This is a genomic window from Marinobacterium litorale DSM 23545, from assembly GCF_000428985.1.
In the GTDB taxonomy this organism is placed as follows: Bacteria; Pseudomonadota; Gammaproteobacteria; order Pseudomonadales; family Balneatricaceae; genus Marinobacterium_D; species Marinobacterium_D litorale.
Genome location: NZ_AUAZ01000024.1, coordinates 1 through 23,662, shown reverse-complemented (window position 1 = coordinate 23,662; position 23,662 = coordinate 1). Strand labels below are relative to the sequence as shown.

Here is a 23,662-nt window from a genome sequence, read left to right as displayed (position 1 = left end):
GCTCTCACAGCCGGGTAAAATCGCTATCTGGGCGCATCGGATGCTTCATTGTCAGGTTTCTCTGGCACCTGTTTTATACTTAAAAAATATTCATGTAATTCCAGTGAAATCGGGAAAATATTCACTGGAAAATCTGACTGATTGGACTAATATGCGCGCCATCGGAATCGTCAGCCGTGTCCTCGGCGCTGATTCGATATGCAGCCCTCTTGGCGGTCCGCCGGGGCGATAATTTCCAGAGAGTTTGGCCCATGCAGTGCGTTTCCTTTGATGCGTTTCGTGCTCTCGGGTTGCCCAATACGCGTTATATCAAACCGGAGCAGCTCTTTCGGCATAAGGCGGAGATCGCCTCGGCTGACTGGGTGCTGTTTCCTCAGTATTGGCAACTCGGCGGAGTCCTGTTTGGACTCAAGGGGCGTATTTTTCCCAGTCTGGCCAGTTATTTTCTGGGCCATGACAAAGTGGAGATGACCCGTGCCTTCGAATTGATGGCGCCGGCAAATACTCCCTGGACCTTGATCGAGCCCAATACGGACAGTGGCGCTGAACGCATCTGGTCGCAGATGCCGGTGCCCTTTGTCGCCAAGCTGCCCAAGGCGTCCATGGGGCAGGGGGTTTGGCTGATTCGGGATCGGCAGGATTGGCAGGCATATCGGGAAAGCACGGATGTTTTGTACGTGCAGGAGTATCTGCCCATCGATCGTGACCTGAGAATTATCGTGGTCGGCGATCAAGTGGTGGATGGTTTCTGGCGGCTGCAGGGCTTTGATGGCTTTCGCAACAACCTGTCTCAGGGTGGCACGGTCGATAGCCGGACACCGGTGCCCCAGGCGGCGATTGAGCTGGTGCTGAACCTCGCGCGGTCGCTGGATATTAACCATGCCGGTTTTGATATCGCCATGGTTGATGGCCATCCCTGGGTGCTTGAGTTTAACCGGCTGTTTGGAAACACCGGTTTACCGGGCCTGGATATGCGAGTCAAACAGGCGATTCTGAATTATTTGATGGCTCAGGAACGGACAGACGATCCTGATGATGATCCCAATGAACCAACTCCACCTTTAAAGGTAGCTGTATGATCAAATTGTTTTACCAAGCGTTCGTGAAAGCGGCTTACCAGTCCGTTAACACCTGCGTTAACCGCCGTGCTCAGCTGCTGGCCGAAGATATCCGCCTCGCGGATCGTCACGCAGTGGAGTTCGAGGCGCTGCGGGAGCAATCCCAGCGTCGCGGCGAGATTAAGGCTTTCGGACAGGCCGAACCCGTGTGATCCTGCTGTAGCAACATCGGCCTGCAGCAGCTCATCAAGTCCCGGCTGCAGGCAGCGGCCGGGCACCCCTTCTACCTGTATTGCATCCACTAACCAACACTCCGGCACATTTGCCAGCCACTCCACTAAACCACTGCCCGGACGATCCAGTGCGATCAATTCAATCGACCACTCCACCGGGATTCTCGGTTTCAAACGATCGATAACCTCCCAGCCTGCCCGATCATCACCGGAGGGTGAACCGACACCGATTATACGTAGCGCGGTCATGCGTCACGCTCCAGTTTTAGCCGCAGAAAATGGGTGGCGCAGGAGATACAGGGGTCGTAATTACGAATAACTTTTTCGCAATGCAGCCGGATTTCATCGTCGCTGTGCGCCAGGCCAAAAGCGGTTAACGAGTGATGCAGGTCGGCTTCGATTCTGGCCTGGTTCTGGCTGGTCGGTGGCACGATACGAGCGCTTTGGATAAGCCCGGCGTCATCGGTTTCATACCGGTGCCAGAGCATGCCGCGCGGAGCTTCCGTCATGCCATAGCCAATCCCCGCCCGCGGAGAAACGTCCACGTAAGGCTGTTCCGGAGGGCGGTAATCCTGAGTCAGCAGAATGGCTTCATGTATAGCCACCTCAATCTCGACGGCCCGGGCCAGCATGCTGTGGAACATATTCCGGCTGGGGAAATGAATCCCGGTACGTTCGAGGTTCTCAGCCACCGGATCAGGTAGCCGCTGTTTGTTAAGATTCAAACGGGCCAGGGGGCCTACCAGATAGGGTTGGTCATTTAAAAGGGCCCAAAGGGCGGTGGAGTGGGGCGCATGCTCCTCATGGAAATGGTGTTCCCAGGCATCCGCTCCAATATCCAGGCCATCAGAGCTTAGCAGGCGTCCTTCGTAAAAGGGGTACTGGTCGTCGTGGCTCAGGGCCACGCAGACGAAATCCTCAGCCTGATCCGGCATCGGCAGCTCCGCGCACCAGCGAGTGAGCGCTTCAGCTTGAATGCGTGCGCCCTGCAACCGGTTGTGCAGAGCCTGGACATCGGCCAGGGAGGGTGCGTGATGGAATCCGCCAACCCGGGCGCCCACGGGGTGGACCGAGCGGCCACCAAACAGGCGAATGATCTCATTCCCCAACGCCTGCAAGGCCAAGCCCCGTTGCACCGCCTCCGGATGGTCGGCTGCCATGCCGATCGCACTGTCGTAGCCCAGGTAGTCGGGTAGGGCGAGCAGGTGAATGTGCAGGGCGTGGCTTTGCAGCCATTCGCCACAGTAGAACAGCCTGCGCATCTGTTTCACCCAGGGGTCCGGCTCAACGCCAAAGGCCTGTTCCAGGGCCTGAACCGCGCTCATCTGATAGGCCACCGGGCAGATCCCACAGATGCGGGCGACAATATCGGGAACCTCCGAAAAGTGACGCCCCTCCAGAAACTTCTCAAAGTAGCGGGGAGGTTCAAAGATCGACAGTTGCAGCTGTTTGATTGAGTCACCCTCAACACGCAGATGCAGAGCACCTTCCCCCTCGACCCGCGTCAGGGCCGGGACGTCGATCTGGATACGGCGGCTGTCAGTCATCCTGGTTCCCTCCACTGCGCGCGATCAGTCCGGCGTCATGAAATGCAGGTGCGCCGCTGTTGATCATCAAAAAACGGCGGGCGATGGCATCGGGCAACAGGCCCAGGCCCTGAAAACGTCGACTTAAACTGGCCGTGTTGGGATTATCCGCAGGCCCATAGCAGCCGTAGCAGTCCCGGCCAAAGGTGGGGCATAGCGCGCCGCAACCGGTACGGGTGACAGGCCCGAGGCAGGGCTTATCCTGGGTAACCATGACGCATACCTGCTGCTGTCGTTTGCACTCCAGGCAGACCTTGTCATGGTCGTCGATGGGCGGCACGCCAAACAGCAGTGCGTTGATGGCGGCAAGTAACTGACGGCTGTTGATGGGACAACCCCAAAGTTCGTAATCAACGCGGATCTCGCTGGCGATGGGGCGAGCATGCTGCAGGGTTTCTATGAACTGAGGGTTAGCGTAGATCGCATCTCGCCATTGGTCGTGACTATTATCCAGATTCCTGAGCGCCTGCAGACCTCCGGCCGTGGCGCAGGCACCGATGCTGACAACGTAGCGGCTGGCGCTGCGCACCCGTCGGGCACGTTCGATCTCATCGGCAGTGGATAGGCTTCCCTCGACAAAAGCGATATCCACCGGCGTGTTGGGATTATCGAGACCGGCTTCGAGAAAGTGCAGGATCTCGACCCGCTGGGTTAACGTAACCAGATCGGCACCCATGTTGAGAAAAGCGAGCTGACAGCCATCGCAGGAGCTGAACTTGTGAACGGCAACGGTTGGCTTTTCCGGAAACGCTTTCATTAAAACCCCCTTACGCCAAGCAGTTCACGAACCTGTGGGTAATTGAATACAGGCCCGTCCTTGCAGACGAAAGCGCCGCCAAACTGGCAATGGCCGCAATGGCCGATGGCGCACTGCATATTGCGCTCCATGCTCAGCCAGATCTGTTCTGGTTCCAGTCCCAGTTCAATTAAGCGTTCGGCGGAAGCTCTCATCATCGGCTCCGGGCCGCACAACATGGCGATCGATCGATCCGGATTGAGTGTGAGCTGATCCAGCAGGCCGGTGACCATGCCCTGGTGCCAGCGCCAAGTGGCATCCGGTTGGTCCGCCGCTAGCAGTACCTGAGTGTCGGGCTGTTTTGCCCAGTGCTCATATTGCTCACGCCAGATCAGGTCATCGGCGTGCTTGACCCCCTGCACCACCGAAATCCGGCCAAAGCGGCCGCGCTGTTTGACCAGCTCGTGAACCATGGAAACCGCCGGGGCACAGCCCAGGCCTCCGGTGATCACATGCACATCTTTGCCCTGTGCTTCCTTCAGAGGCCAGCCGCGTCCGTAGGGGCCCCGCACACCCAGCCGTGCACCGGGCTGCAACTCGACCAATGCCCGGGTTACTCGACCCACAGCACGGATTGTGTGATCCAGTAGCAGCGTCTGGTCAAGAAAGCTCTGAGGCCCGGATTTAATGGAGATCGGCACCTCACCAACGCCGTATAGATAAAGCATATTGAACTGGCCCGGTGAGCAGTAAAAACGGTGACGGGCGTCCGGGTCGGTCAGTCTTAAACGCAGGGTAACGATGGTCGGTGTTTCCTGAATACGTTCGATGACCTCGGCTTCTAACGGGAGATAGGGGTTAATTGTCATTCCGGCCTCCCGGTCACATCCGTACAGATCACGTCCAGCTCCTCGGTGGGGTCTATGCCCACCGGGCACCAGCTAATGCAGCGACCACAGCCAACGCAGCCGCTGCGGCCATACTGATCGTGCCAGCTGCCAAATTTATGGGTCAGCCATTGCCGGTAACGTTGCTCGGTTTCCTTCCGTAGCGTGATGCCATGAATATAGCTATGGCCCGGGCTGAAACAGGAGTCCCACTGGCGCTGGTGTGTGGTCTGATGGCCATCCACTGACGGGACGCTGGTTTCACTGTGACAGAAGCAGGTGGGACAGACCTGGGTACAGTTTCCGCAGCTTAAACACCGCTCCGCAACCTCCTTCCAACGAGGGTGATCCAGCTGTGCAAACAGTGAGTCACGCAGATTCTTCGCCGGAACTCGACGTACCTGCGCCTCACCTGCCCGGGTCACCTCGGCGCAGGCCTGTTTGAACAGCTCCGCATCACCATGTTCAAGCGGCAAAGTGAGAGCGAGTTGCTGTCCGGCAGGGGAGACAGCCGAAACAAAAAAGCCCTCGTCGGTTTCATACAGTGAGAGGTCGCAGTCCTGATCCACCTCCGGGCCGTCACCCGTGCTGGCGCAAAAGCAGGTTTGCGCCGGATGTGTGCAGTTGACGGCGATCAGGAAGAGGGAGCGGCGCCGCACAGCGAACTGAGGGTCGGCACAACTGTCCAGAAAGTGCTGCTCCTGCAGCCTCAGTGCCGCAAGATCACAGGCCCGGACTCCAATAACAGCCACCGGCTCGTAATCGGTGGCCGCCGGATGAAACTTCAGGCTACCGTCCGGTTGCTCTTGCGCACACCAGAGCTCTTCCCGAGGGGCAAATGTCAAAGGTTTGAGGGCCTGCGGGCCGTTGGCCCAGGCAAATTGACGAACCGTGCTACCCGCTTTAAGCCGATAGTGCCCCGGCTCCTGGGTCTGGGTGTAACCGACGGCCAGCTGGTCGGCGTGATTGATGTCGTCGTACACCATAGCCCCTTCACGGACCCGGGGCCCGACGCAGCGGTAACCCTGTTGCTGTAACCGCTCGAGTAAAGCCTGAAGCTGCTCGCGTGGCAGGTAGCCCGGTATCTCCATCCTGGGGCCCTCTGAATTGTTATTGTATTGTGGTACTGGGCCGCCCAGGCACAACACCTACGTGCAAAGTCCTTATAAAATAGAAGGTCGAAGCGGGGGCGACAAGGGTGATTGTTTGCTCTTGAGCAGTAAAAGATGCATTGCTAATATCCTGATCGCGCCGACCTCCGATTGAGGTCAGTGCTCACTTCGCCGTTGTAGCTCAGCTGATAGAGCAGCTCACTCGTAATGAGCAGGTCGGAGGTTCGAGTCCTCTCAACGGCACCAGTTGCGTGATATATATAGATAGTAGGTACTAACCCTGTACTATAAAAGCTGGTTTGTACTATATTTTTCGTGAAAATCTGCCCGATCAGCGTTTCCAGTTCTCAGGTTTTACGGCGTCACTTTCTTTGCCATCGCGCGCTGCCAGATCGAATCAAATCCTGAAGTGCTGCCGTCCTCCTTTCGGTACGGCTGGCCGCGCCGGGTCCAGAATAGCCAGACGCATGCCATCCTTGCGCGGTCCCGAGACCTTCAGGCTGAGCAAATCACCCTTGCGCGGGCCTGTGAACATTTTGACAGCAGATAGGTGCAGATCAAGACCGGGGGAGCTCGATAAAAACTCTACCCGTTCACTGTCGTGAACGTAGTGGTCCCACGCCCTCTGACCGAGCTTGACCATTTGATCTTTTGTCGATTAGGTTGCGTGTTGGCTAAGTGTGACGAATACGCGCGTCACGACTGAACGAAACTACTGTTGAGTTCGTCGATTGATGGGCAACCCAGGTTGGCCAGGGTGCGATCGATTTCACTGATAATCAGTTCAAGCGCATGTTCGACACCGGACTGCCCGTCGGCGGCCAGCGCGTAGAGCAGCGCCCTGCCAAGCAAGACCCCTTGTGCACCCATAGCAATCGCTTTCACGATATCGGTTCCACGGCGAAAACCGCTATCGATCAGCACCGGCTCGTTGATCGTGGATATGGTCTGTTGCAGTGTCTCGATTGGAGATTGACAGCTATCCAGCTGTCGGCCTCCGTGATTGGACAGAACGACGCCGTCTGCGCCTGACTCTATACAACGTGCGGCGTCAGTCGGATCGATAATCCCTTTTATCAGAAGCGTATGGGGCCAAAGCTCCCGCAGCTGTTCGAGTGCCTCCCAGTCGAAACTGGCATCCATCTGCCGGGCCAGCAGCGCAGCCTGAACTTCTGTGTCCTGGGCATCCGCGCTCTTGAAATTTGCCAGTTGCGGGACACCTTGCCGTAGCAGGTTCAGCGACCAGCGTGGATGTAAACAACCATCCAGAACCACGCGCGGTGTGTATCTGAGCGGCAGCCCGAATCCGTTGCGCAGGTCGCGTTCCCGCAGACCGTTAACGGCTACATCTGTGGTGAGTACCAAGGTGCTGTAACCAGCGTTCAGCGCACGCTCGACAAGCTGCTTTGCCAGGCGGCGGTGGATCACGTAGAGCTGGAACCACTTATCGCCATTGCAGCAGCTTGCGACCTCTTCGATCGACGCATTCGATGCGCTCGAGAGAATAAAGGGGATATTGAACTTCGCTGCAGCACGGGCAAGCGCCAGATCGCCCTTGGGCCAGAAGATACCGTTAAGCCCGGTGGGCGCGATTGCCAGGGGCGCCGCCAATCGCTTGCCGAACAGCTCGGTATCCATGCGCCGCTTACTGACATCGATGAGCCGCTTGGGCCGTAAGCGGATACTGTCCAACGCTGTGCGGTTATGCCGCAGACTCACTTCGTTGTCGGCACCGCCATCCAGATAATCAAACACCATGCGTGGCAGGCGCTTATTGGCCAGTTGCCTGTAGTCTTCGATATTGATCGGCTTACGCGAGCTCAACGCCATAATAAGAATGTCCTGAATGCGATACTTTGGAGAACTTGGGGTTTAGTCCCGGGTGAGCAATTCCTTCAGTTTAACCAGCTGAAACAGCGTTCTGTTGGCGGGCGCGTCCAGACCTGCCTGCAAAGCCGCGTCAACGATGGCGCCGTTGATGGCATCGACTTCGGTTGCACGGCCGTGTTCGATATCCTGCAGCATCGAGGGTTTGTGATTGGCGTGTTCTCGCATCGCCATCTCCACGCTCTGCCAGATATGGGTTCCGTCCAGCGAGATCCCTTTTGCTTTGCCGGCCTGAACGGTTTCATGCACTACGATGCGAGCCAATTCGACCGCTGCGTCGACCTGCCCGATGCGGCCAGGAGTCGCACCGGTGACAGCGCAGATTGCATTCATCGCCGCATTGAACGCCACCTTGGACCAGATGACGGAATGGATATCGGGGTCCAGCTCGGTGGTTAGCCCCGCACTGTTAAAGAGCGCGGCCAATGCATCCACCCACTTTGGATGCAGGGTGTTGGTATCCATCATGCGTGAGCTGGAGGGGCCGTGAGAGACGACATGTCCGGGGCCCTGAAGGTCAGCGGGTACCAGCGTAGTGCCGACCGCAATGCTGGCGCTGTCGTGGTATTTCGATATTCGCTCGGCATTGCCCAGTCCGTTTTGCAACGACAGCACGACGGTAGTGGGGGTTAGCAGATGCTCAATGGAGGCCATGGCCGCTTCGGTGTGCAGTGTTTTGGTGAACAGCACAACCAGGTCAGCTGCCTCGTCCACATCCTTTGCCAGTGCGGCGGTCGCCTTCAGCTCACTACGACCCTCGTCGGTGTCCAGGATCAGCCCGCGGGTGTTGATCGTTTCGATCTGCGCGGGATTGACGTCAACCAGCGTAACCCTTTGTCCGGCGCGGATCAGCATACCGCCGAAATAGCATCCCATAGCACCAGCGCCGACGACGGTAATGCGAGGGTTAGCAGGAAAATCTGTCAACTGACTGTTGGCTTGATCAAATGATTGATCTGACATAAGTAAACTCCAAAGAAACGCGCTAATCGGTCGGGTTAAATAGGCTGCTATCGATTGCTTGGCACCATGGAAAGGGCATGCCCGAGCCTAAGTGAGACAACACGCCGGCGAACTCGCGCGTTCACCGGCGTGTGTGAGCAGGGCCTTGTCTAGCGTTTAGATAGGATAGTGTCGCGGCCCCATCTGGATGGTCATCCAGCGCAGATCAGTAAACTCATCGATCCCGGCCTTGCCACCGAAACGGCCGTAGCCGCTTGCCTTGACGCCGCCGAACGGCATCTGCGGCTCATCATGCACAGTGGGGGCATTGATATGACAGATACCGGATTCGATCTGCTTGGCGACGTGCATGGCGCGCGCTATGTCGCGACTGAAGACTGCCGCGGAGAGGCCGTATTCGGTATCGTTGGCCAACCGGATAGCGTCGGCTTCGTCCTTGGCCCGGATCATCGCCACCATTGGGCCGAACGACTCTTCGCTGTATAGACGCATGTCGGCCGTCACGTTGTCCACCAATGTGGCTTGCATAATGACACCGGCTGCCGGGCCGCCCGACAGCACACTGGCCCCTTTGCTTTGCGCGTCTTCAAGCAGAGCGTTGAGCTTGGTACCGGCATGTGCACTGATCAACGTACCCAGAGCGTTACCCTCAGTTAACGGATCGCCGGCTTTCAGGCTTTTTGCCTTCGCCGCCAGTTTACGGGCAAACTCGTCGGCGACTGCATCGACCACAATCAGACGCTCGGTCGACATGCAGATCTGGCCCTGGTTGAAGAAAGCGCCGAATGCGGCAGCTTCGACAGCAGCATTGAGGTCGGCATCTTCAAGCACCACAAAGGGGGCTTTGCCGCCGAGTTCCAGCAGCACGGGTTTTAACTTACGTGCGGCTTTTTCGGCGATGATGCGGCCGATACCGGTTGAGCCGGTAAAGTTGATTCGACGAACCCCATCGTGCTCGATCAGTGCCTCTACAACCTCGGCCGCCTGTTCCGGCGCGTTGGTGATGACGTTGACGATACCTTCGCCAAAGCCTGCTTCCACCAGCACCTGCCCAATCAGGTGATGGGTTGCCGGGCATTGCTCGGAGGCCTTCAGAATGACCGTGTTACCGCAAGCAAGCGGGGTGGCGACGGCGCGGGTACCGAGAATAATCGGTGCATTCCACGGTGCGATACCGACCACCACGCCGCAGGGTACACGAATGCCCATCGCCATGTTGTCGGGTACATTGGACGGTATGATCTCCCCGCCCACTTGTGTAGTCAGCGCTGCTGCTTCGCGCAGAACGCCAGCGGCCACCATCACATTGAACCCCGCCCAGGTGGGAGTGGCACCGGTCTCTGCGACCATGCGGGCGATGAACTCGTCCTGATAGGACTCCATCAGATCAGCGGCCTTGAGCAGCTTTGCCCTGCGCTCACCGACGCTTGATGCTGACCAATGCTTAAACGCTTGTGCGGCGGACGTTGCAGCCGCTTTGGCATCGGCTACTGAAGCGGCAGCGGCTTCTGTAACGACCTCTTCACTAAGTGGGTTGCGGCGTTGAAAGAGTGCCTTTTGTTCGGCATGGCGTTCCTGGCCGCCGACTAACAGTGCTATTTTGTTCATATTGCTACCTTTAATTCTCGTTATGATGCGCATTCCTGGCCGAGCTCAAGCGCGCGTTGGTAGACGTCCTTGGCTCCTTCAGCACCTTTCTTGGTGATATCGTCAAGATATTTCTTCGTTCCTTCCTTGAGCGGCGCCGACCAGTCAGGATCGTTCAGCGGATCGTTGACCACATGGATGATATCGCCCTGATCTCGAGCTTCCGCCATTCCCTCCATATCTAGCTTGTTAAAGACCTGTCCGGCTACCTTCGCCCACTCCATGCCGCTGTGGTCATCAATAACTGCCTGCATCTCAGGCGACAGGCTGTCATAGCGCTGTTTGTTCATGGTCGCGACAAAGATACTGCTCGAGTAGGGGATCTGAACGTGGTATTTGGTCAATTCATTGATGCGGAATACTTTCATGGCTTCTGCCGGGAAGCTAAGACCGTCGACAACGCCACGCTCCATCGCCTGGTAAATGTCAGGTGCCGGAATGCCCACCGGTGATGCGCCCATCTGAGCGAGCATCTCACCGGCCACGGCATTGGGGCGACGCATTCTCAAGCCGGCAAGATCAGAGGGTTTCTTGACCTCTTTCTCACGGGTATGGATATAGGCCGGACCGGTCGAGTACATGAACAGTACATGGCTGTCGGCGTACTCCTCCGCAATCATTCCAGAATCGTACAGCGACTGCAGAATGCAGCTACCCTGTGTAGCTGACTCGGTTACGCCCGGTAACTGTGCAATCTCGGACAGCGGAAAGCGACCTGCGGAATAGCCTTGTACGACAGCGCTGATATCGGTCAAGCCGCTGACGGCCCCATCATACGCTTTGGCTGCTTTAACCAGCGTTTGTGAGGGGTAGATATTTACTTTCAGTTCCCCGTTGGACGCTTCCTCGACACTCTTTGCCCACACGTCGAAAATATCCGTGTGCACCGCCGAGGTGGCTGGCCAGATGTGCGACAGGCGCAGCGTGGTTTCGGCCGAGGCCTGGCTTGCAATTAGAGCTATCGACGCAGCCAGGATGCCTGATTTGAGTGTGTTGTTCATACTTTTCTCCCGCTTTATTTTTGTTTTGTTTTTCTAATGAACACTCAGGGTTCAATGGTGGTGGTGGGCACTTCAAGAAGTACCGGTCCCTGCGCTTTAAGCGCCTTGTTGAACTCGGATCTGAACTCTTCTCGCGTATTCACAGTGACGGCATCGACACCGTATCCCTTGGCAATGGCGCAGAAATCCAGACCGGGTACATCCAGGCCGGGAGAATCCTCTGCATCCAGAATGCGTGAGAACCAGCGCAATGCGCCGTAGGTGCCGTTTTTCAGAATGATGAAGATCACCGGGATCTGATATTGCACGGCTGTCCACAGCGCGGTGATGGAGTAGTTGGCAGAGCCGTCGCCGATGATGCCGATCACCTGGCGATTAGGCTGAGCAAGTTGAGCGCCGACGGCTGCCGGCAGACCGAACCCAAGGCCGCCGGCGGCAGGAAAGTAGTAGCTACCCTGATGTTTCATCTCGACCCGCTGCCAGAAGGCGGTGACGGTGGAAGTGGATTCCTTCACATAGATCGCATCCTCGGGTGCCAGAGCATTGAGCTCGTCAAAAACCGCCTCCGGTGCCAGTGGCCCCTCATCAGCGTCTGCATGGGGAGCCGGGAGGGGGAGCGGTTCGGGCATCGCTCGATCACTCTGCTGGATGTTCTGTAATAGCAGATTGAGCATCTCACCGATGTCGCCGATCAGGGCGTCTCCCATCGGCGCGCGAGATGCTTCCTGAAGGTCGCAGGTGAGGTGAATGAGCTTGGCACCTTTGGGCAGGTAGTGACCCGGGGCGTGCTGGTGATAGCGAAATACCGGCGCTCCGATCACAACGATCAGGTCGTGCCCTTCAAGCCTTGCCGATATTCCGGCAACGGCCGCTGGCAGAACGCCACGGAAGCAGGGGTGTCGTGTCGGGAAGGGGCAGCGCGGAGCAGAGGGGGCTACCCATACGGGTGCTGCCAGCTTCTCCGCCAGTTCGACAGCCTTCGCATTGGCCTGATAAGCATCGACGTCGGGACCGAGCACCAGGACCGGGTTGCGTGCAGTGGTAAGACGTTCTGCCAGATCACCAAGCTGGGTTGTGGAGGGAAGTCCGGCGGTGGCTACCTGACGCTCGGCGAGTAATAGCGCATCATCGTCGATCTCCTGCTCCCAGTCGTCATGTGGGATGGAAACGTAAACCGGCCCGGGGGCTGGTTGAGTTGCCATGTGAATGGCCTGACTCAGAGCCCGCGGTACATCGCCGGGCCAAGTGGGTTCATAACTCCACTTAACCAGTGGGCGCGGCAGCTGAGTGGCATCGACATTGGACAGCATCGCTTCGACGCCCACCAGCGAGCGCGCCTGTTGACCGGCGGTAATAACCAGGGGGGAGTGTGAGTACCAGGAGTTTGTCAGCGCGCCCATCGCATTGCCGGTGCCGGCAGCGGCATGGAGGTTGACGAAAGCCGGTCTGGAGCCTGCGAGGGCGTAACCGTCGGCGATGCCCATGACAACCCCTTCGTGCAATCCGAGGATGTACTCGAAGTCTTCGGGAAAGCCTTTGAGAAAAGGCAGTTCGTTGGAGCCGGGATTACCGAAAACCTTGGTGATTCCTTGATTGCGCAACAGCTCGTAGGTCGTTGAATGTACGGTCGCCATAAAAGGTGTCTCTTATTAGATCGATTAATGCTTGAACACACCTTATTGCGCCTGTTTTAATTGATCAAATTGATAGTTTTTCTTTTAAAAATAGAGGGTATCTATTTTTGTCCAGTATCGATCTAAACTTGGTCCGTACATTCGTGGTGCTGTATGAGTCACGAAGCGTGACTCTCGCTGCCGAGCAACTCTTTGTCACCCAGCCTTCGGTGAGTTACGCCCTATCGAGATTGCGGGATCTATTGAATGACCGCCTGTTCGTGAGGACCAGGGAAGGAATGCAGCCCACGGCCGTCGCCACCCAGCTTTATCACGTACTGCGTCAGTCTCTTACCCAGATAGAGAGCACCATCGAGAGCGCCCGGGGTTTTGAGGCGTTGATCTCGGAGAAGCGTTTTACCGTCGCGATGACCGATTTAGGCGAGATGACGTTGTTGCCCCATATCTTCAGAGAGTTGCAACACCAAGCCCCCAATGTGGAGCTGGAAATCGTTCCCCTGGAAATCGATAAAGCGTACGAATGGATGGTGACCGGAAAGGTAGACGCCGTGATCTGCAGCAGGCCGATAGCGGGCTCTGACGTTGAGCGGCGGGTGATTCTTGAGGAGCGCTACGTCTGTGTGATGAATGCGCAGATAGCGCCTCAGGGAGACGAGCTGACAATGGAACAGTTCCTGGAGTACAAGCATGCGGTTGTCAGCCGCTCTCTGGGTCATGGATTAGCTGAAGAGGTTATGGCGGAGCTGGGTGTGCGGCGAAAGGTGAGTCTGGTGCTGCAACATTTCTCGATCCTGCCGTCAGTTTTGCGCGAGACAGACCTGCTGGCGATCGTGCCGGGCAAGATAGCCCAGGCGTTTTCGACAATGGCGCCGCTCAAGATTTTCCCACTTCCGTTTGAGGTACCGGGGGTTGAGGTCGCTCTCTACTGGTTGGCACGCAATGAACGCTCACACTCTCAGCGTTGGTTTAGAGAATGCATTATCGCGGCGCTCGACCAGCCTGACTCGGTAACAAGCTAATGATGTTCTTCTCGATCACAATCGCCTGATAGTGCCAGCGATTCGGCGCCCAGATGTATGTGGTATCGCCACACCACACTTGATTGGGGACTTGCACTTCACATTCTCGGCCAAGCCGATTTCATAGCCTCCGCCCTGCATCCGGGTCGAGTCACTTATTGCTGAGCGTTAGTCTCGCGCTTCCGTCTGCGCACAGGGTGTCGTTTTGAAGGCGGACAGTGCTTGAAGGGTATCGGCCCATAGCGTCTTGAGTGAGGCCAGTTGTTCAGTCGTTACGTTGGCCTCTGTTTCCAGTTTTCGGCACCTTTCGGCCATCTGCTGCAATCCGAAGTTGGCGCTGGCGCCGGCAAGCTTGTGCAGCACAGAAGCCCGCTGGGGAGTATCTGCCTGCTCCAGCTCACGCAGCAGTGATTCGCACTGTTTACCCATCGTATCGAGCAGCTCCAGCATGCGTTTTTCGCCGAGCATTCGCCGGTGCTGATTGAGCAAAACGATATCGAGTGTTCCTTCCGTATCGGCGGAGGAGTGGACCGATGGAGGTGGCAGGCACTCTAGCCGGCCGACGGCGCGTACCACCTGTTCAAGCTCCTCGAACTGCAGGGGTTTGCTTAGCACCGTTTCAATACCCGCGTCTTTGCAGCGTCTTATCTCCGGGCGGGTAACGGCTGCTGTTAATGCCACGACCGTTACCTTGGCCTTGTCAGCGTCACGGTGGGCACGCAGGCGGCGGGTGGTTTCCAGTCCATCCATATCGGGCAGATGGATATCCATCAGTACCAGATCGTAATCGTTGTCGTTGTGCATCGACAGCGCCGTGTACCCATCATCCGCGATGCTGACATGGTGGCCTTCTGCGCGCAGCAGGCTGGCGGTCACCTCCTGATTGATGGGTGTGTCTTCCACCAGCAATATGCTGAGGGTCTGCTTTGGCTCGCTGGGCGTGACGGACTCCGTCGGCGGCTCAGGTGCGGTGGTCTGATCGGCGGCCTGATAGGGCAGTTCAACCCAGAACAGTGAGCCGCTACCTGCCTGGCTGTTGAACCCGATCCGGCCCTGCTGTTTTTCGACCAGTTTGCGGCAGATGGAAAGGCCAAGTCCTGTGCCGCCGTAACGTCGGGTGATCGAACTGTCGGCCTGACTAAAGTGCTGGAAAATACGTTCGTGGGCTTCGGGTGGGATCCCGATGCCGCTGTCTTCGACTTCAAAACGGATCAGGTGGCCGGCGTCCTCATGCGCTAAGGGACGAGCTTTGAGCACCACATAACCTGCGTCGGTGAACTTCAGGGCGTTGGTGCACAAGTTCATCAGAACCTGGTTCAATGCCCTCGCATCGCCCTGAACCGTTTGGGGCAGCTTGGGGTCGAGCCTCAGGATCAGGTCGATCTTTTTCTCCCGCGCCATGGGCGTGAGCAGGGTCTTGAGCCTTTTCAGCAACTGGGGTAGCTCGAAATTCTCCGCCTCGAAGGTCATCTGACCCGCTTCGATTTTGGTGAAGTCCAACACATCGTTAAGAATGGTCAGCAGGGACTGGCCCGACTGGTAGATGGACTCGACCTGATCACGTTGTGAAGGGTTCATTGTTGAACGCTTGAGCAGTTGCGCCATACCAAGAATGCCGTTCATCGGGGTCCGTATTTCGTGGCTCATGGTGGCCAGGAACTGGCTCTTGGCTTCGCTCGCCGCTTCTGCTTTCTGGCGAGCGAGTTCCGCCAGCTCTTTAGCCTTCCGTTCGCCGATATCGGTAAGGGAGCCTTCGTAGTAGCGAATAGCATCATGCTCGTCAGCAATGCGGTGTGCCGATATGGATACATGCAGCTCGCCGCCATCCTGCCGCCGCCAGCGGGTCTCCAGATCTTTGACGCGCTGCCCGGCTTGCAGGGTGGCGAGGAACTGTCGTCCCTGCTCGGGATCGATGAAGCAGTCCATAATCAGATCGGTGGCCTCGTGCAGAAACTGCTCGCAAGCGTCGTAGCCCAGCAGCGATATAAGGGCCGGGTTCGCGGAGATCAGGCGACCGTCGGGTGCGATGCGGAAGATCCCCTCGCTCGCATTTTCAAACAGAGAACGGTATTCGCGTTCCGATTGTTCGAGGCTTTTGTAAAGTTTGGCGTTTTCGATGGAAATCGCCGCCTGTGCCGATAGTATCTGCAAGGTTTTCAGGCGTTCGCGGCTGAAAACATCCCGGCTTTCGCGGTGCTCAAGATAGAGAATACCGGTCAGTTCGCTGTGGTAGAGAATCGGCAGGGTAAGCAGTGAACGGGGCTGTTGCTGGCGGATATAGCCATCTGACTGGAACATCTGATGCTCAACCGCATTACCCAGGACCACAGGATCTTTGGTGCGCGCTACAAAGTTGATGATACTGAGAGGCAGCATATCCGCACCGTCGGTGAGTGGTATGGCGGTAAACAGGGCCGGTGCCTCGTCGATGCGGGTCTCCGCCTCGATGAACAACTGCTGCCGACGGTACATCACCAGTATCGCCCTTTGCGCACCGGCGTTCTGAATCGCCAGTCGCATCAGCCGACTCAGCAGCTTTTCCAGTACGATCTCGTCGGAGATTGCCTGCGAGGCGTTGATCACCGAGCTGATATCCAGAGTCTGGTTGTCCAGCGCGCGGCGCTGCTCCGTGCTTGAGGCGCGTGACTCCACCGCCATCGGGTGGGGGGAGGGCAGGTCGATATCGTACTGCGTCTGCATCTGTTGCAGCTTGGCCTGGGCGCCGAGTTCAGCGTAGAGCCGGTAGGCATCCAGCAGGTAGGTGCGCGCAATCCCCGGCTTTTGCCACTGCTGATAAAAGCGGCCGGCCAGCTCGCAGGCCATTGCCTGATCGAGTTTTAGCCCTTGCCTGTGGGCGTGCTCAATCGCTTTCTCGTATAAGTTCATGGCGCTGGTGTAACGCCGCTTGCTGCGAAGCAGCTCAGCGCTGAGCAGCTCATAGTGGTGCAAGCGGTTATCCGGCGCGAAACGGGCCAGTTTGCGGATGTAACGCTGGGCTTTGCGGACGGTTTTCAGCCGAGTCGGTTGCGTCAGAATGCTGGTGTTTGGCAGTAGCTGGATAATGCTCAAGGCGTTGATCATCATGATCCAGAGGACGGTAAAGGTCCCCGATATGGAGTCACGCAGCTCAAGGCTGATTTCACTGTGATGATAGGCCGCTTCCATGTCACCAAAGATGAAACTGAGCAACGCCTTGTAGAAATGGTGCAGACAGATAGCGGTACGGTGGTTCTCGCGCGTGAGTTCCGCAAGATCACGATCCTCGCGGTAAAAACGGCCGTCGAGCCGGGTCGGGTCGTTGTTCTGGCCGCGCATGTTTTCCATGGTTTGGAGAATGAACAGCGAGTATTGCAGCGACTGCTTCTGACCGTATTGGCGAAGCAGCCGGGTATCTTTTTCAAGTTTCGGTTGCAGCTGATCCAGATTCTGGCACAGCGGGAACGCGTACTGTATGTACGCGGCGAGTGCGTATGCACCCCACTCCATGTCGCCGCAATCCAGCGCCTGCTGGTGAGCATCAAGTAGCGAGTCACGGCAGACCGCCAGCGGTTCCCGATAGTGGCGGATATAGCTGTTGAACAACGACATGGTGCGGTGGTGCTTAGCGGTGTCAGGCATTCGCTTGTCGAGTTCCAGAGCCAGCAGTCCGAGCCGATAGCCTTGATCTATATCGTTCATCTTGCCGCAAAGCACACCGCCATAACCAGCGAAGGCCAGGGCGGAAGCGTTTGATAAACCGTACGTCAGTGTCAGCTCCACCTGCTTGGCCATCAGCATGGGGCGCAGTCCGGAGCTGGAAAACTTAACGATGCCGAACATGCCGGTTAACAGGGGCATGGCTGCCAGCAATGTCGGCTCTTTCATCGACTTCAGATCAGGGACGCGCTCCGGTGGCGTGCGCTTAAGCAGCCATTTGACCCGGTTAGCGATCCAGGTGTTCTGAAACGGCGTTGGATGTTCGGGCAGTTCTACGCCCAGCTGATGTAGCAATGTCAGCGCGGTACTCAGCGCTTCTCTGAACTGGTTATTGGCTACTTGTGACTGAATTCTGACCTCATGCACACGCACATGGTCGAGCAGATTCTGGGCGTGCTGCTCCACGGCGAGAATCAGGTTGTCCATCAGCGCCTGCTCGCCACGAATGTTAGCCACTTCCGCGGCCAGAGAGTGCAGGGCCAGGGTTAACGAGTAGTGGTGTTGCCAGCTCTGTTCCGGCAGCAATCCCAAACCGCGCTTGAGATAGTCCATAGCCACGTCAAACGCGGCGGATTCTCGTGCCCGGGTGCCGGCGCGCAGGTTGAGTTGGGCAAGCTCGACGTGTTCTTGTGGATCCTCAATCAGCGCCGATGCAAGATTCAGGTGGTTGGTTATTTCAAAGATACGGTTGTCGATTTCATCGGCACTCAGGCTCCGCCAGAGCTGACGTCCTACCTCCAGATGCAGGGATTCGCGAGCCTGCTCCGGTATCAGTGAATAGGCAGCCTGCTGAACGCGATCATGGATAAAACGGTAACGTGTGTTGATCTGATCCGTCTTTTCGAACACGCGGTACTGATCGTCCAGTGGGACGATCAAGCCCTCGGTCATCGCCGGCCAGAGCGCGTCCACTGCCTCTGAGGGTAGCAGCTTGCTGACCACGGAAAGCGTGCGCAGGTTAAAACTTCCGCCGATGCTGGCGGCCAGGGGCAACGTACGCTGCGTGGCCTTGGGGAGTCGCTGGATCTTGCTGACCATCAGCGCTACCACGTTGTCGGTCATCTCCCGGGCTTCAATGGCGTTTTCATCCCACTGCCAGCGTTGCTCTCGGAAGCTTATCAGCCCCTCCTCATGCAGCGCATAGAGAAACTGGCTGAGGAAGAAGGGGTTGCCCTGGGTTTTACGCATGCAGATGCGGGCCAGACTCTGGCAGGAGTAAACGTCACGACGCAGGGTGTCGGCCAGCAGCTGGGATACCTGTTGCAGGTCCAGCGGCCCCAGTTGCAGTTCTATCACTGTTTTTTGCAGCGCGCGTAGCCGGTCCAGTGTCTTTTGGGGTGCAGGCTCCAGCTCCTGATCCCGAAAGCTGCCCATCAGTAAGAGGTGAGCGCTCTCGCCGCTCTCTACCAGCGTCTCGATCAGCTGCAGTGAGGCCTGGTCGGCCCAGTGCAGATCATCGAGAAACAGCAGCATCGGTCGCTCGGGTGTGGCCAGCACATCGAGCACGCGGATAAACAGACGTGAAAACCGGCGCTGCTCCTCGGCCGGGGTGGCGGCAGGAAGGCTCGGTTGGGGGCCGATGATGAGCTCAAGCTCCGGTATCAGCTTTAGCAGCATCTGACCTTGGCCACGCATGCTGGTATTGAGTTCGATACGCAGCTGCTGGATCGACTCTTCCGGCTCGGTGAGCAGCTGTCTGACCAGTGATTGCAGTGCCTGAACAATGGCGAAGTAGGGGCGGTTGCGCCGGTATTGATCGAACTTTCCGCTGCTGAAGTGGCCGCCGAGTTCGTTCACATACTGCCGCAGCTCGTGCACCAGGCTGGATTTGCCGATACCGGCATAGCCGCTGATCAGCACCAGCGTTTGTTTGCCCTGCACGGCCCGGTCCATCAGCCCCCGCAGCTGTTGCAACACAGCCTCGCGTCCATAGAGCCGCTGGGGTATCTGGAACTGGGCGGCAATATCCTGTTCGGCCAGTTCGAAGGTCGAGATGCGACTGTGCTGATTAAACTCTTTCTGACAGCGGCGCAGATCGTGGATCAAACCCACGGTGGATTGATAGCGTTGGGCCGCATCCTTGGCGAGCAGCTTCAGAATGATGCGAGAGACCATCTCCGGCAGGCTCGGATTGATGCGGCTGGGCGGTTCGGGCGGACGCGCAATCTGATTATGGACCAGCTCTATATCCTGACCGCCGATGAAGGGTGGGCGACCCGTCATCAGTTCATACAGCGTCGCACCTAAACTGTAGTAGTCGGTGCGGTAGTCGATGGTACGGTTGATCCGTCCGGTTTGCTCCGGCGCGATGTAGGCAAGGGCCGAAGTGTGCAGCGCCTGGGCATGCCAGTTGGGCTGCTCCCGGCTCAAGCGCGTGCAGTAGTCGAACCCGATCAGTACCGGTTGCAGGGTGGTCGGATGCAGCAGTACATGATCCGGGCTGATCTGTTTATGTATGACCCGAGCCTCGTGGAGACGGCCAATCAGTTCACTCAGACGTATAGCGACGGGAATCCAATGGTGCCACTCCATCTGCTGCTCGGAGATGAACTGACGTAACGGAATCGCCCCCGAGTCTTCGAAGACGCCCACTAAGGTATTATTGGTCGATATCAGCTCAAGTGGGCGCAGAATACCGGTAATCTTGAGTGACTTGAGCAGCTCGTATTCGTGCTGCAGTCGCCCCGGATCCTCGCGACCGCACTGGGAGGGATCGAGTTGCTTGAGTATGACCTGATGGTTGTCTTGCACCCGCACGGCGCGACTGATCAGTACGCCCTTGCGGCGGTGCAGGTGGCGAGCAACCTCGTAGCCTTGCGGTGTGTTCATTGACTGACATCGCCTGCGAACAGAGGGTGCTCATTCACACATGACTGAATCGTCAGCTCCGCCACTGGTCGAGGCGTGCGGAATACATGTGACAGTCCGGGCCGAGGCCTTTCTGCGATGGCGGTTAGCGATGGATGAGCACTCATACTGGCAATATATAGAAGGGACGATGAGATCACCAACTGAATCGCCCCCAGTCCTCGATAGACCGCAATACTTTAGCGACCGGCCCCCGGTTTCGCCGGTTGGTCCCAGGGTGAAAAAGGGATCTGGTGTGATCATAAAAGTCGCACCAGGTCTCAACATGTTCATCGCACCAAGGTTTTAAACCATCACGCCATGAAACCGGGTAACCAGAGCGATATCGCCGGGATTAGCGCGATGATTAACATACTCAGCAGCATCGTAGCCAGGAATGGCAGCATCGCCTTGAACAGTCTGCCCATCGGTAGATTAGCTGCGGTCATCGCGATATAGAGACCGGGGCCCACCGGTGGTGTCACCAGGCCCACCAGGGTCGCCAGGCTGATAATCACCCCGAAATGGATCGGGTCGATGCCGTAGGAGATCGCCGCCGGCAGGATGATCGGTACGATGACGATCATCACGCTGATACTCTCCAGAAACATGCCCAGCAGGATCACCAGCAGATAGACCAGCATCAGGAACATTACCGGAGAATCGGTGAGCCCTGTGATGTACTCAACCATCATGTCCGGCACACCCTCGAACGAGAGCGCCCAGCCGAATACCGAGGCGATACCGATCAGTCCGGTGATGGTGGCGGTGTTGATCGCCACGGAGCCGAACATCTGCGGCAGATCGCGTAGCGCAATCGCCTTGTAGACGAATTTGCCCAGCAGGAACGACAGGATGGAGGCGATGGCACCTGCTTCGGTCGGTGTCATCACGCCGGTGATGATGCAGACGATGACTACACCGGGGATCGCGCCCGGCAGCAGGCCACCGATCAGGTCTTTTTTAAGGGTTTCGCGATGATGCGTTTCCCCCTTGGGCAGCCCCTGGGTCAGGCCGGTCAGGAAGATCACCAGGGCAAAACCGGCGATGATGACCAGGCCCGGCAGGATACCGGCGATAAACAGCGCGGAGATCGGCTGATACGCCACCACTCCGTAGATAATCATCAGCATGGATGGCGGAAGGATCGGCCCCAATAGCCCGCCCGCCATGGTTACCGCAGCGGAAAACTCCTTGTTGTAGCCCTTCTCGACCATGGTCGGCACCATCAGTCGGCTCATTACTGAGATCTGCGCGGTGGCAGAACCGAGGATCGAGGCGGCCATGGCGTTGGTGAGCAGGTTGACGTAGGCCAGCCCACCGCGAAAGCCACCGACGAACACCTCGGCGGCGTTCATCAGACGGCGGGTGAGCCCACCCTTGTTCATCAGTTCGCCCACCAGCATAAACAGCGGAATCGCCAACAGGCCGTTCTGGTTCAGTGAGCCATATAGCTGGATCGGCAGCGAACTCATCAGGATAGTCAGATCGGTCTGCCAGAGGAAAACCAGGGTGCCCAGCAGCAGGGTGATAAAGATCGGCAGCCCGATCAGCAGGGCTACAAAGAAAGTCAGTGTGGTAATCATGCCTCGCCTCCCACGTTAGTCGCGCCGGTCGCGTCTTGATGCTGATAGGGGCGGAACAGCGCCAGCTTGACGAGCATGTGCCAGGTCATACAGTAGAACGCACCAACAAGCACCGAGTAGTTGTACCAACGCGGCAACCCGGTGGTTGGCGAGATATCGGCTTTGATCTCCGGGCGCAGAATCCAGTCGGTGGCGTAGTAGCAGAAGATCGCCAGAACGCCCAAGCCGATCAGACGCAGCAGGAATACAAGCGTGTTCTGTAAGGCGGGTGGCAACTGATCGATGAGGAAGTCGACCCGTACCAGCGAGTCGGCGAAGGTCAGATAGCTGACGCCAATGAAGGTGGCCGAGATCAGAATCTGAACCGCCACTTCCTCAGCCCAGAACAGCGGGCTGTTAAAGAGGTATCTCAGGATAACCTGAGCGGAAAGGATAAGCGTAAGAGCCGCGATCAGGGCGATAAGCAGCGTGAATTCAACGCGCGCGACTCCCCGGTCCAGCCGTTCAATCAACTTGATCATGGCAACCCCTGTGGGCCCGGTCCTAGTTTGAGTCCTGGCCGGGCCCGGCCTCACGTTTACTCGGTCTGAGCCTTGTAGAACTCAGCGATGGCTTCGTTGGATGAGGTGTACTTGTCGACGATTGTGCCAGCCGCTTTGCGCAGCTCGACCGGGTCGATCTCGTTAACGGTGACACCGGCATCCTTGAGCAACTGCAGGTTGCTGACTTCCGCTTTCGCCTGCTGTTCAAAGCCCCAGGCTTCGGCTTCCTTGAATGCCTCCATAACGATCTGCTGCTTTTCGGCAGACAGGCCTGACCACCATTTTTCCGAGGCGACAACCACTGCCGGGAAGGCCATGTGGTTGGTCAGTGTCAGGTTCGGTGCCTGCTGGTACATCTTCAGGCCAACCACGATGTCCAGATCCACATCGACGCCGTCCAACAGATTGGTGGTCAGCGCGGAGGAGACATCCGCCAACGGCAGCGCGGTGGGGGCAGCACCCAGCTCGGACCACCAGTCATTAAAGACCGGGTTCGGGAAGGCACGGATCTTCTTGTTCTCGAACGAGTCGATGTCGGTCATCGGCTCGGCGGAAAGCACGTGACGCATACCGGCCATGGCGTAGCCCAGACCGATCATCTTGTGCTCTTCCAGATCCTTCAGCATCTGCTGTGCTTCCGGCGACTGGCTGGCTTTGGCCGCTTCCGTCACGTTGTTAAAGGTGTATGGCAGGAACCAGGCGTTCATCGGTTCGTAGCGGTTGGCCACGGAGCTGGCGGTGAGGATGGCCAGTTGCAGGCCGCCGGACTGGAGCAGATCCATCATCTGATCCGGTCCACCCAGTTTGCCGAGCGGGAAGATCATCATCGAATCATCACCACCGGTGGCCGCCTGAAGATTAGCGTCAAAACGCTCTGCAACCTTGTGCCAGATGTGGCTGGGCGGGGTTACTAATTCGAAATAAAGTAAGCGAACATTACCCGGAGATATAAGCCAAATCCGGATGGCCAAAAAACGATTTCAATAGTCGTGGCAATTTTTGCAAACGTCGAAGCTGCCGGTAAACAGTGCTCCGAAGTTGTTCTTTGCTGTTAATGATCTTTTTACCGACGTGATGGTATTTGATATAGCCCCAAACAGACTCGTCAGGATTCAGCTCCGGCGAGTACGGCGGCAGGAAGAACAACCTGAGCTTGCCGTCGAGACTCTCAACATAGTCTCGAACCCGACGAGCATGATGAACCGGGTGGTTATCGAGGATCAGGAAA

The 23,662-nt window shown here is 57.4% G+C and carries 16 protein-coding genes, 1 tRNA gene and 1 pseudogene; 3 read left to right on the top strand and 15 right to left on the bottom strand.

What is annotated here, in order from left to right:
* Positions 1 to 251 precede the first annotated feature (251 nt).
* Positions 252 to 1,079 (top strand): ATP-grasp domain-containing protein, encoded by an 828-nt coding sequence (locus G403_RS0116155; protein ID WP_027854912.1) that lies wholly within the window; start codon positions 252 to 254, stop codon positions 1,077 to 1,079.
* On the opposite strand, the gene G403_RS25015 is transcribed toward G403_RS0116155, so the two are convergent.
* The 5 genes from G403_RS25015 to G403_RS0116130 are packed head-to-tail and all read right to left on the bottom strand — an operon-like array spanning position 1,010 to position 5,591.
* Positions 1,010 to 1,540 (bottom strand): hydrogenase maturation protease, encoded by a 531-nt coding sequence (locus tag G403_RS25015; RefSeq protein WP_084404075.1) that lies wholly within the window; start codon positions 1,538 to 1,540, stop codon positions 1,010 to 1,012. The two genes, G403_RS0116155 and G403_RS25015, sit on opposite strands and share 70 nt — an antisense overlap.
* Entirely contained in the window at positions 1,537 to 2,838 is a 1,302-nt protein-coding gene (locus tag G403_RS0116145) for a Ni/Fe hydrogenase subunit alpha (protein ID WP_027854910.1), read from the bottom strand. Before G403_RS0116145 ends, G403_RS25015 begins: the two co-directional genes overlap by 4 nt.
* Positions 2,831 to 3,634, bottom strand: coding sequence for an NADH-quinone oxidoreductase subunit B family protein (locus G403_RS0116140; RefSeq protein WP_027854909.1), 804 nt, complete (start codon positions 3,632 to 3,634; stop codon positions 2,831 to 2,833). The genes G403_RS0116145 and G403_RS0116140 overlap by 8 nt, the downstream gene beginning before the upstream one ends.
* Complete coding sequence (locus tag G403_RS0116135) at positions 3,634 to 4,482, bottom strand: FAD/NAD(P)-binding protein (RefSeq protein WP_036234201.1); 849 nt, start codon at positions 4,480 to 4,482, stop codon at positions 3,634 to 3,636. The genes G403_RS0116140 and G403_RS0116135 overlap by 1 nt, the downstream gene beginning before the upstream one ends.
* Complete coding sequence (locus G403_RS0116130; protein WP_027854907.1) at positions 4,479 to 5,591, bottom strand: 4Fe-4S dicluster domain-containing protein; 1,113 nt, start codon at positions 5,589 to 5,591, stop codon at positions 4,479 to 4,481. The genes G403_RS0116135 and G403_RS0116130 overlap by 4 nt, the downstream gene beginning before the upstream one ends.
* A 191-nt stretch (positions 5,592 to 5,782) precedes the next feature.
* On the opposite strand from G403_RS0116130, the gene G403_RS0116125 reads away from it, so the two are divergent.
* Positions 5,783 to 5,858, top strand: a tRNA-Thr gene (locus G403_RS0116125).
* Positions 5,859 to 6,308: 450 nt separating this feature from the next.
* Here the strand turns inward: G403_RS0116125 and G403_RS0116115 are convergent.
* From G403_RS0116115 to mdlC, 5 genes are all read right to left on the bottom strand, one after another.
* Positions 6,309 to 7,442: an alpha-hydroxy-acid oxidizing protein gene (locus G403_RS0116115; protein WP_036234198.1), complete on the bottom strand. Its 1,134-nt coding sequence runs from the start codon at positions 7,440 to 7,442 to the stop codon at positions 6,309 to 6,311.
* Positions 7,443 to 7,484: 42 nt separating this feature from the next.
* On the bottom strand, positions 7,485 to 8,462 hold the full coding sequence (locus G403_RS0116110; protein WP_051299151.1) for a ketopantoate reductase family protein: 978 nt from the start codon (positions 8,460 to 8,462) through the stop codon (positions 7,485 to 7,487).
* A 156-nt stretch (positions 8,463 to 8,618) separates the two neighbouring features.
* On the bottom strand, positions 8,619 to 10,070 hold the full coding sequence (locus G403_RS0116105; protein ID WP_027854903.1) for an aldehyde dehydrogenase: 1,452 nt from the start codon (positions 10,068 to 10,070) through the stop codon (positions 8,619 to 8,621).
* Between the two features lie 20 nt (positions 10,071 to 10,090).
* Positions 10,091 to 11,110 (bottom strand): TRAP transporter substrate-binding protein, encoded by a 1,020-nt coding sequence (locus G403_RS0116100; RefSeq protein ID WP_027854902.1) that lies wholly within the window; start codon positions 11,108 to 11,110, stop codon positions 10,091 to 10,093.
* A 44-nt stretch (positions 11,111 to 11,154) separates the two neighbouring features.
* Positions 11,155 to 12,744 carry a benzoylformate decarboxylase gene (mdlC, locus tag G403_RS0116095; protein WP_027854901.1) on the bottom strand — a complete coding sequence of 530 codons (1,590 nt, stop codon included), beginning with the start codon at positions 12,742 to 12,744 and terminating at the stop codon, positions 11,155 to 11,157.
* Positions 12,745 to 12,851: 107 nt separating this feature from the next.
* Between mdlC and G403_RS0116090 the strand changes: the two genes are divergently transcribed.
* A complete protein-coding gene (locus G403_RS0116090) occupies positions 12,852 to 13,763 on the top strand; it encodes a LysR family transcriptional regulator (protein WP_027854900.1) in 912 nt (303 codons plus the stop codon).
* Positions 13,764 to 13,931: 168 nt separating this feature from the next.
* Here the strand turns inward: G403_RS0116090 and G403_RS0116085 are convergent, their stop codons facing one another.
* From G403_RS0116085 to G403_RS25890, 5 genes and pseudogenes are all read right to left on the bottom strand, one after another.
* Positions 13,932 to 20,288, bottom strand: coding sequence for an AAA family ATPase (locus G403_RS0116085; protein WP_027854899.1), 6,357 nt, complete (start codon positions 20,286 to 20,288; stop codon positions 13,932 to 13,934).
* Positions 20,289 to 20,620: 332 nt separating this feature from the next.
* Positions 20,621 to 21,892: a TRAP transporter large permease gene (locus G403_RS0116080; protein WP_027854898.1), complete on the bottom strand. Its 1,272-nt coding sequence runs from the start codon at positions 21,890 to 21,892 to the stop codon at positions 20,621 to 20,623.
* Positions 21,889 to 22,413 carry a TRAP transporter small permease gene (locus G403_RS23635; RefSeq protein ID WP_036234191.1) on the bottom strand — a complete coding sequence of 175 codons (525 nt, stop codon included), beginning with the start codon at positions 22,411 to 22,413 and terminating at the stop codon, positions 21,889 to 21,891. The genes G403_RS0116080 and G403_RS23635 overlap by 4 nt, the downstream gene beginning before the upstream one ends.
* Before the next feature lie 56 nt (positions 22,414 to 22,469).
* Positions 22,470 to 23,405 carry a TRAP transporter substrate-binding protein gene (locus tag G403_RS23630; protein ID WP_084404074.1) on the bottom strand — a complete coding sequence of 312 codons (936 nt, stop codon included), beginning with the start codon at positions 23,403 to 23,405 and terminating at the stop codon, positions 22,470 to 22,472.
* Between the two features lie 114 nt (positions 23,406 to 23,519).
* Positions 23,520 to 23,662: pseudogene (locus tag G403_RS25890) on the bottom strand (transposase); the annotation flags it as partial.

Excerpts from the sequence above, each read along its gene's own strand:
- G403_RS0116155 (WP_027854912.1), top strand. The coding sequence starts at position 252 with ATGCAGTGCGTTTCCTTTGATGCGTTTCGTGCTCTCGGGTTGCCCAAT.
- G403_RS25015 (WP_084404075.1), bottom strand. The coding sequence starts at position 1,540 with ATGACCGCGCTACGTATAATCGGTGTCGGTTCACCCTCCGGTGATGAT.
- G403_RS0116145 (WP_027854910.1), bottom strand. The coding sequence starts at position 2,838 with ATGACTGACAGCCGCCGTATCCAGATCGACGTCCCGGCCCTGACGCGG.
- G403_RS0116140 (WP_027854909.1), bottom strand. The coding sequence starts at position 3,634 with ATGAAAGCGTTTCCGGAAAAGCCAACCGTTGCCGTTCACAAGTTCAGC.
- G403_RS0116135 (WP_036234201.1), bottom strand. The coding sequence starts at position 4,482 with ATGACAATTAACCCCTATCTCCCGTTAGAAGCCGAGGTCATCGAACGT.
- G403_RS0116130 (WP_027854907.1), bottom strand. The coding sequence starts at position 5,591 with ATGGAGATACCGGGCTACCTGCCACGCGAGCAGCTTCAGGCTTTACTC.
- G403_RS0116115 (WP_036234198.1), bottom strand. The coding sequence starts at position 7,442 with ATGGCGTTGAGCTCGCGTAAGCCGATCAATATCGAAGACTACAGGCAA.
- G403_RS0116110 (WP_051299151.1), bottom strand. The coding sequence starts at position 8,462 with ATGTCAGATCAATCATTTGATCAAGCCAACAGTCAGTTGACAGATTTT.
- G403_RS0116105 (WP_027854903.1), bottom strand. The coding sequence starts at position 10,070 with ATGAACAAAATAGCACTGTTAGTCGGCGGCCAGGAACGCCATGCCGAA.
- G403_RS0116100 (WP_027854902.1), bottom strand. The coding sequence starts at position 11,110 with ATGAACAACACACTCAAATCAGGCATCCTGGCTGCGTCGATAGCTCTA.
- mdlC (WP_027854901.1), bottom strand. The coding sequence starts at position 12,744 with ATGGCGACCGTACATTCAACGACCTACGAGCTGTTGCGCAATCAAGGA.
- G403_RS0116085 (WP_027854899.1), bottom strand. The coding sequence starts at position 20,288 with ATGAACACACCGCAAGGCTACGAGGTTGCTCGCCACCTGCACCGCCGC.
- G403_RS0116080 (WP_027854898.1), bottom strand. The coding sequence starts at position 21,892 with ATGATTACCACACTGACTTTCTTTGTAGCCCTGCTGATCGGGCTGCCG.
- G403_RS23635 (WP_036234191.1), bottom strand. The coding sequence starts at position 22,413 with ATGATCAAGTTGATTGAACGGCTGGACCGGGGAGTCGCGCGCGTTGAA.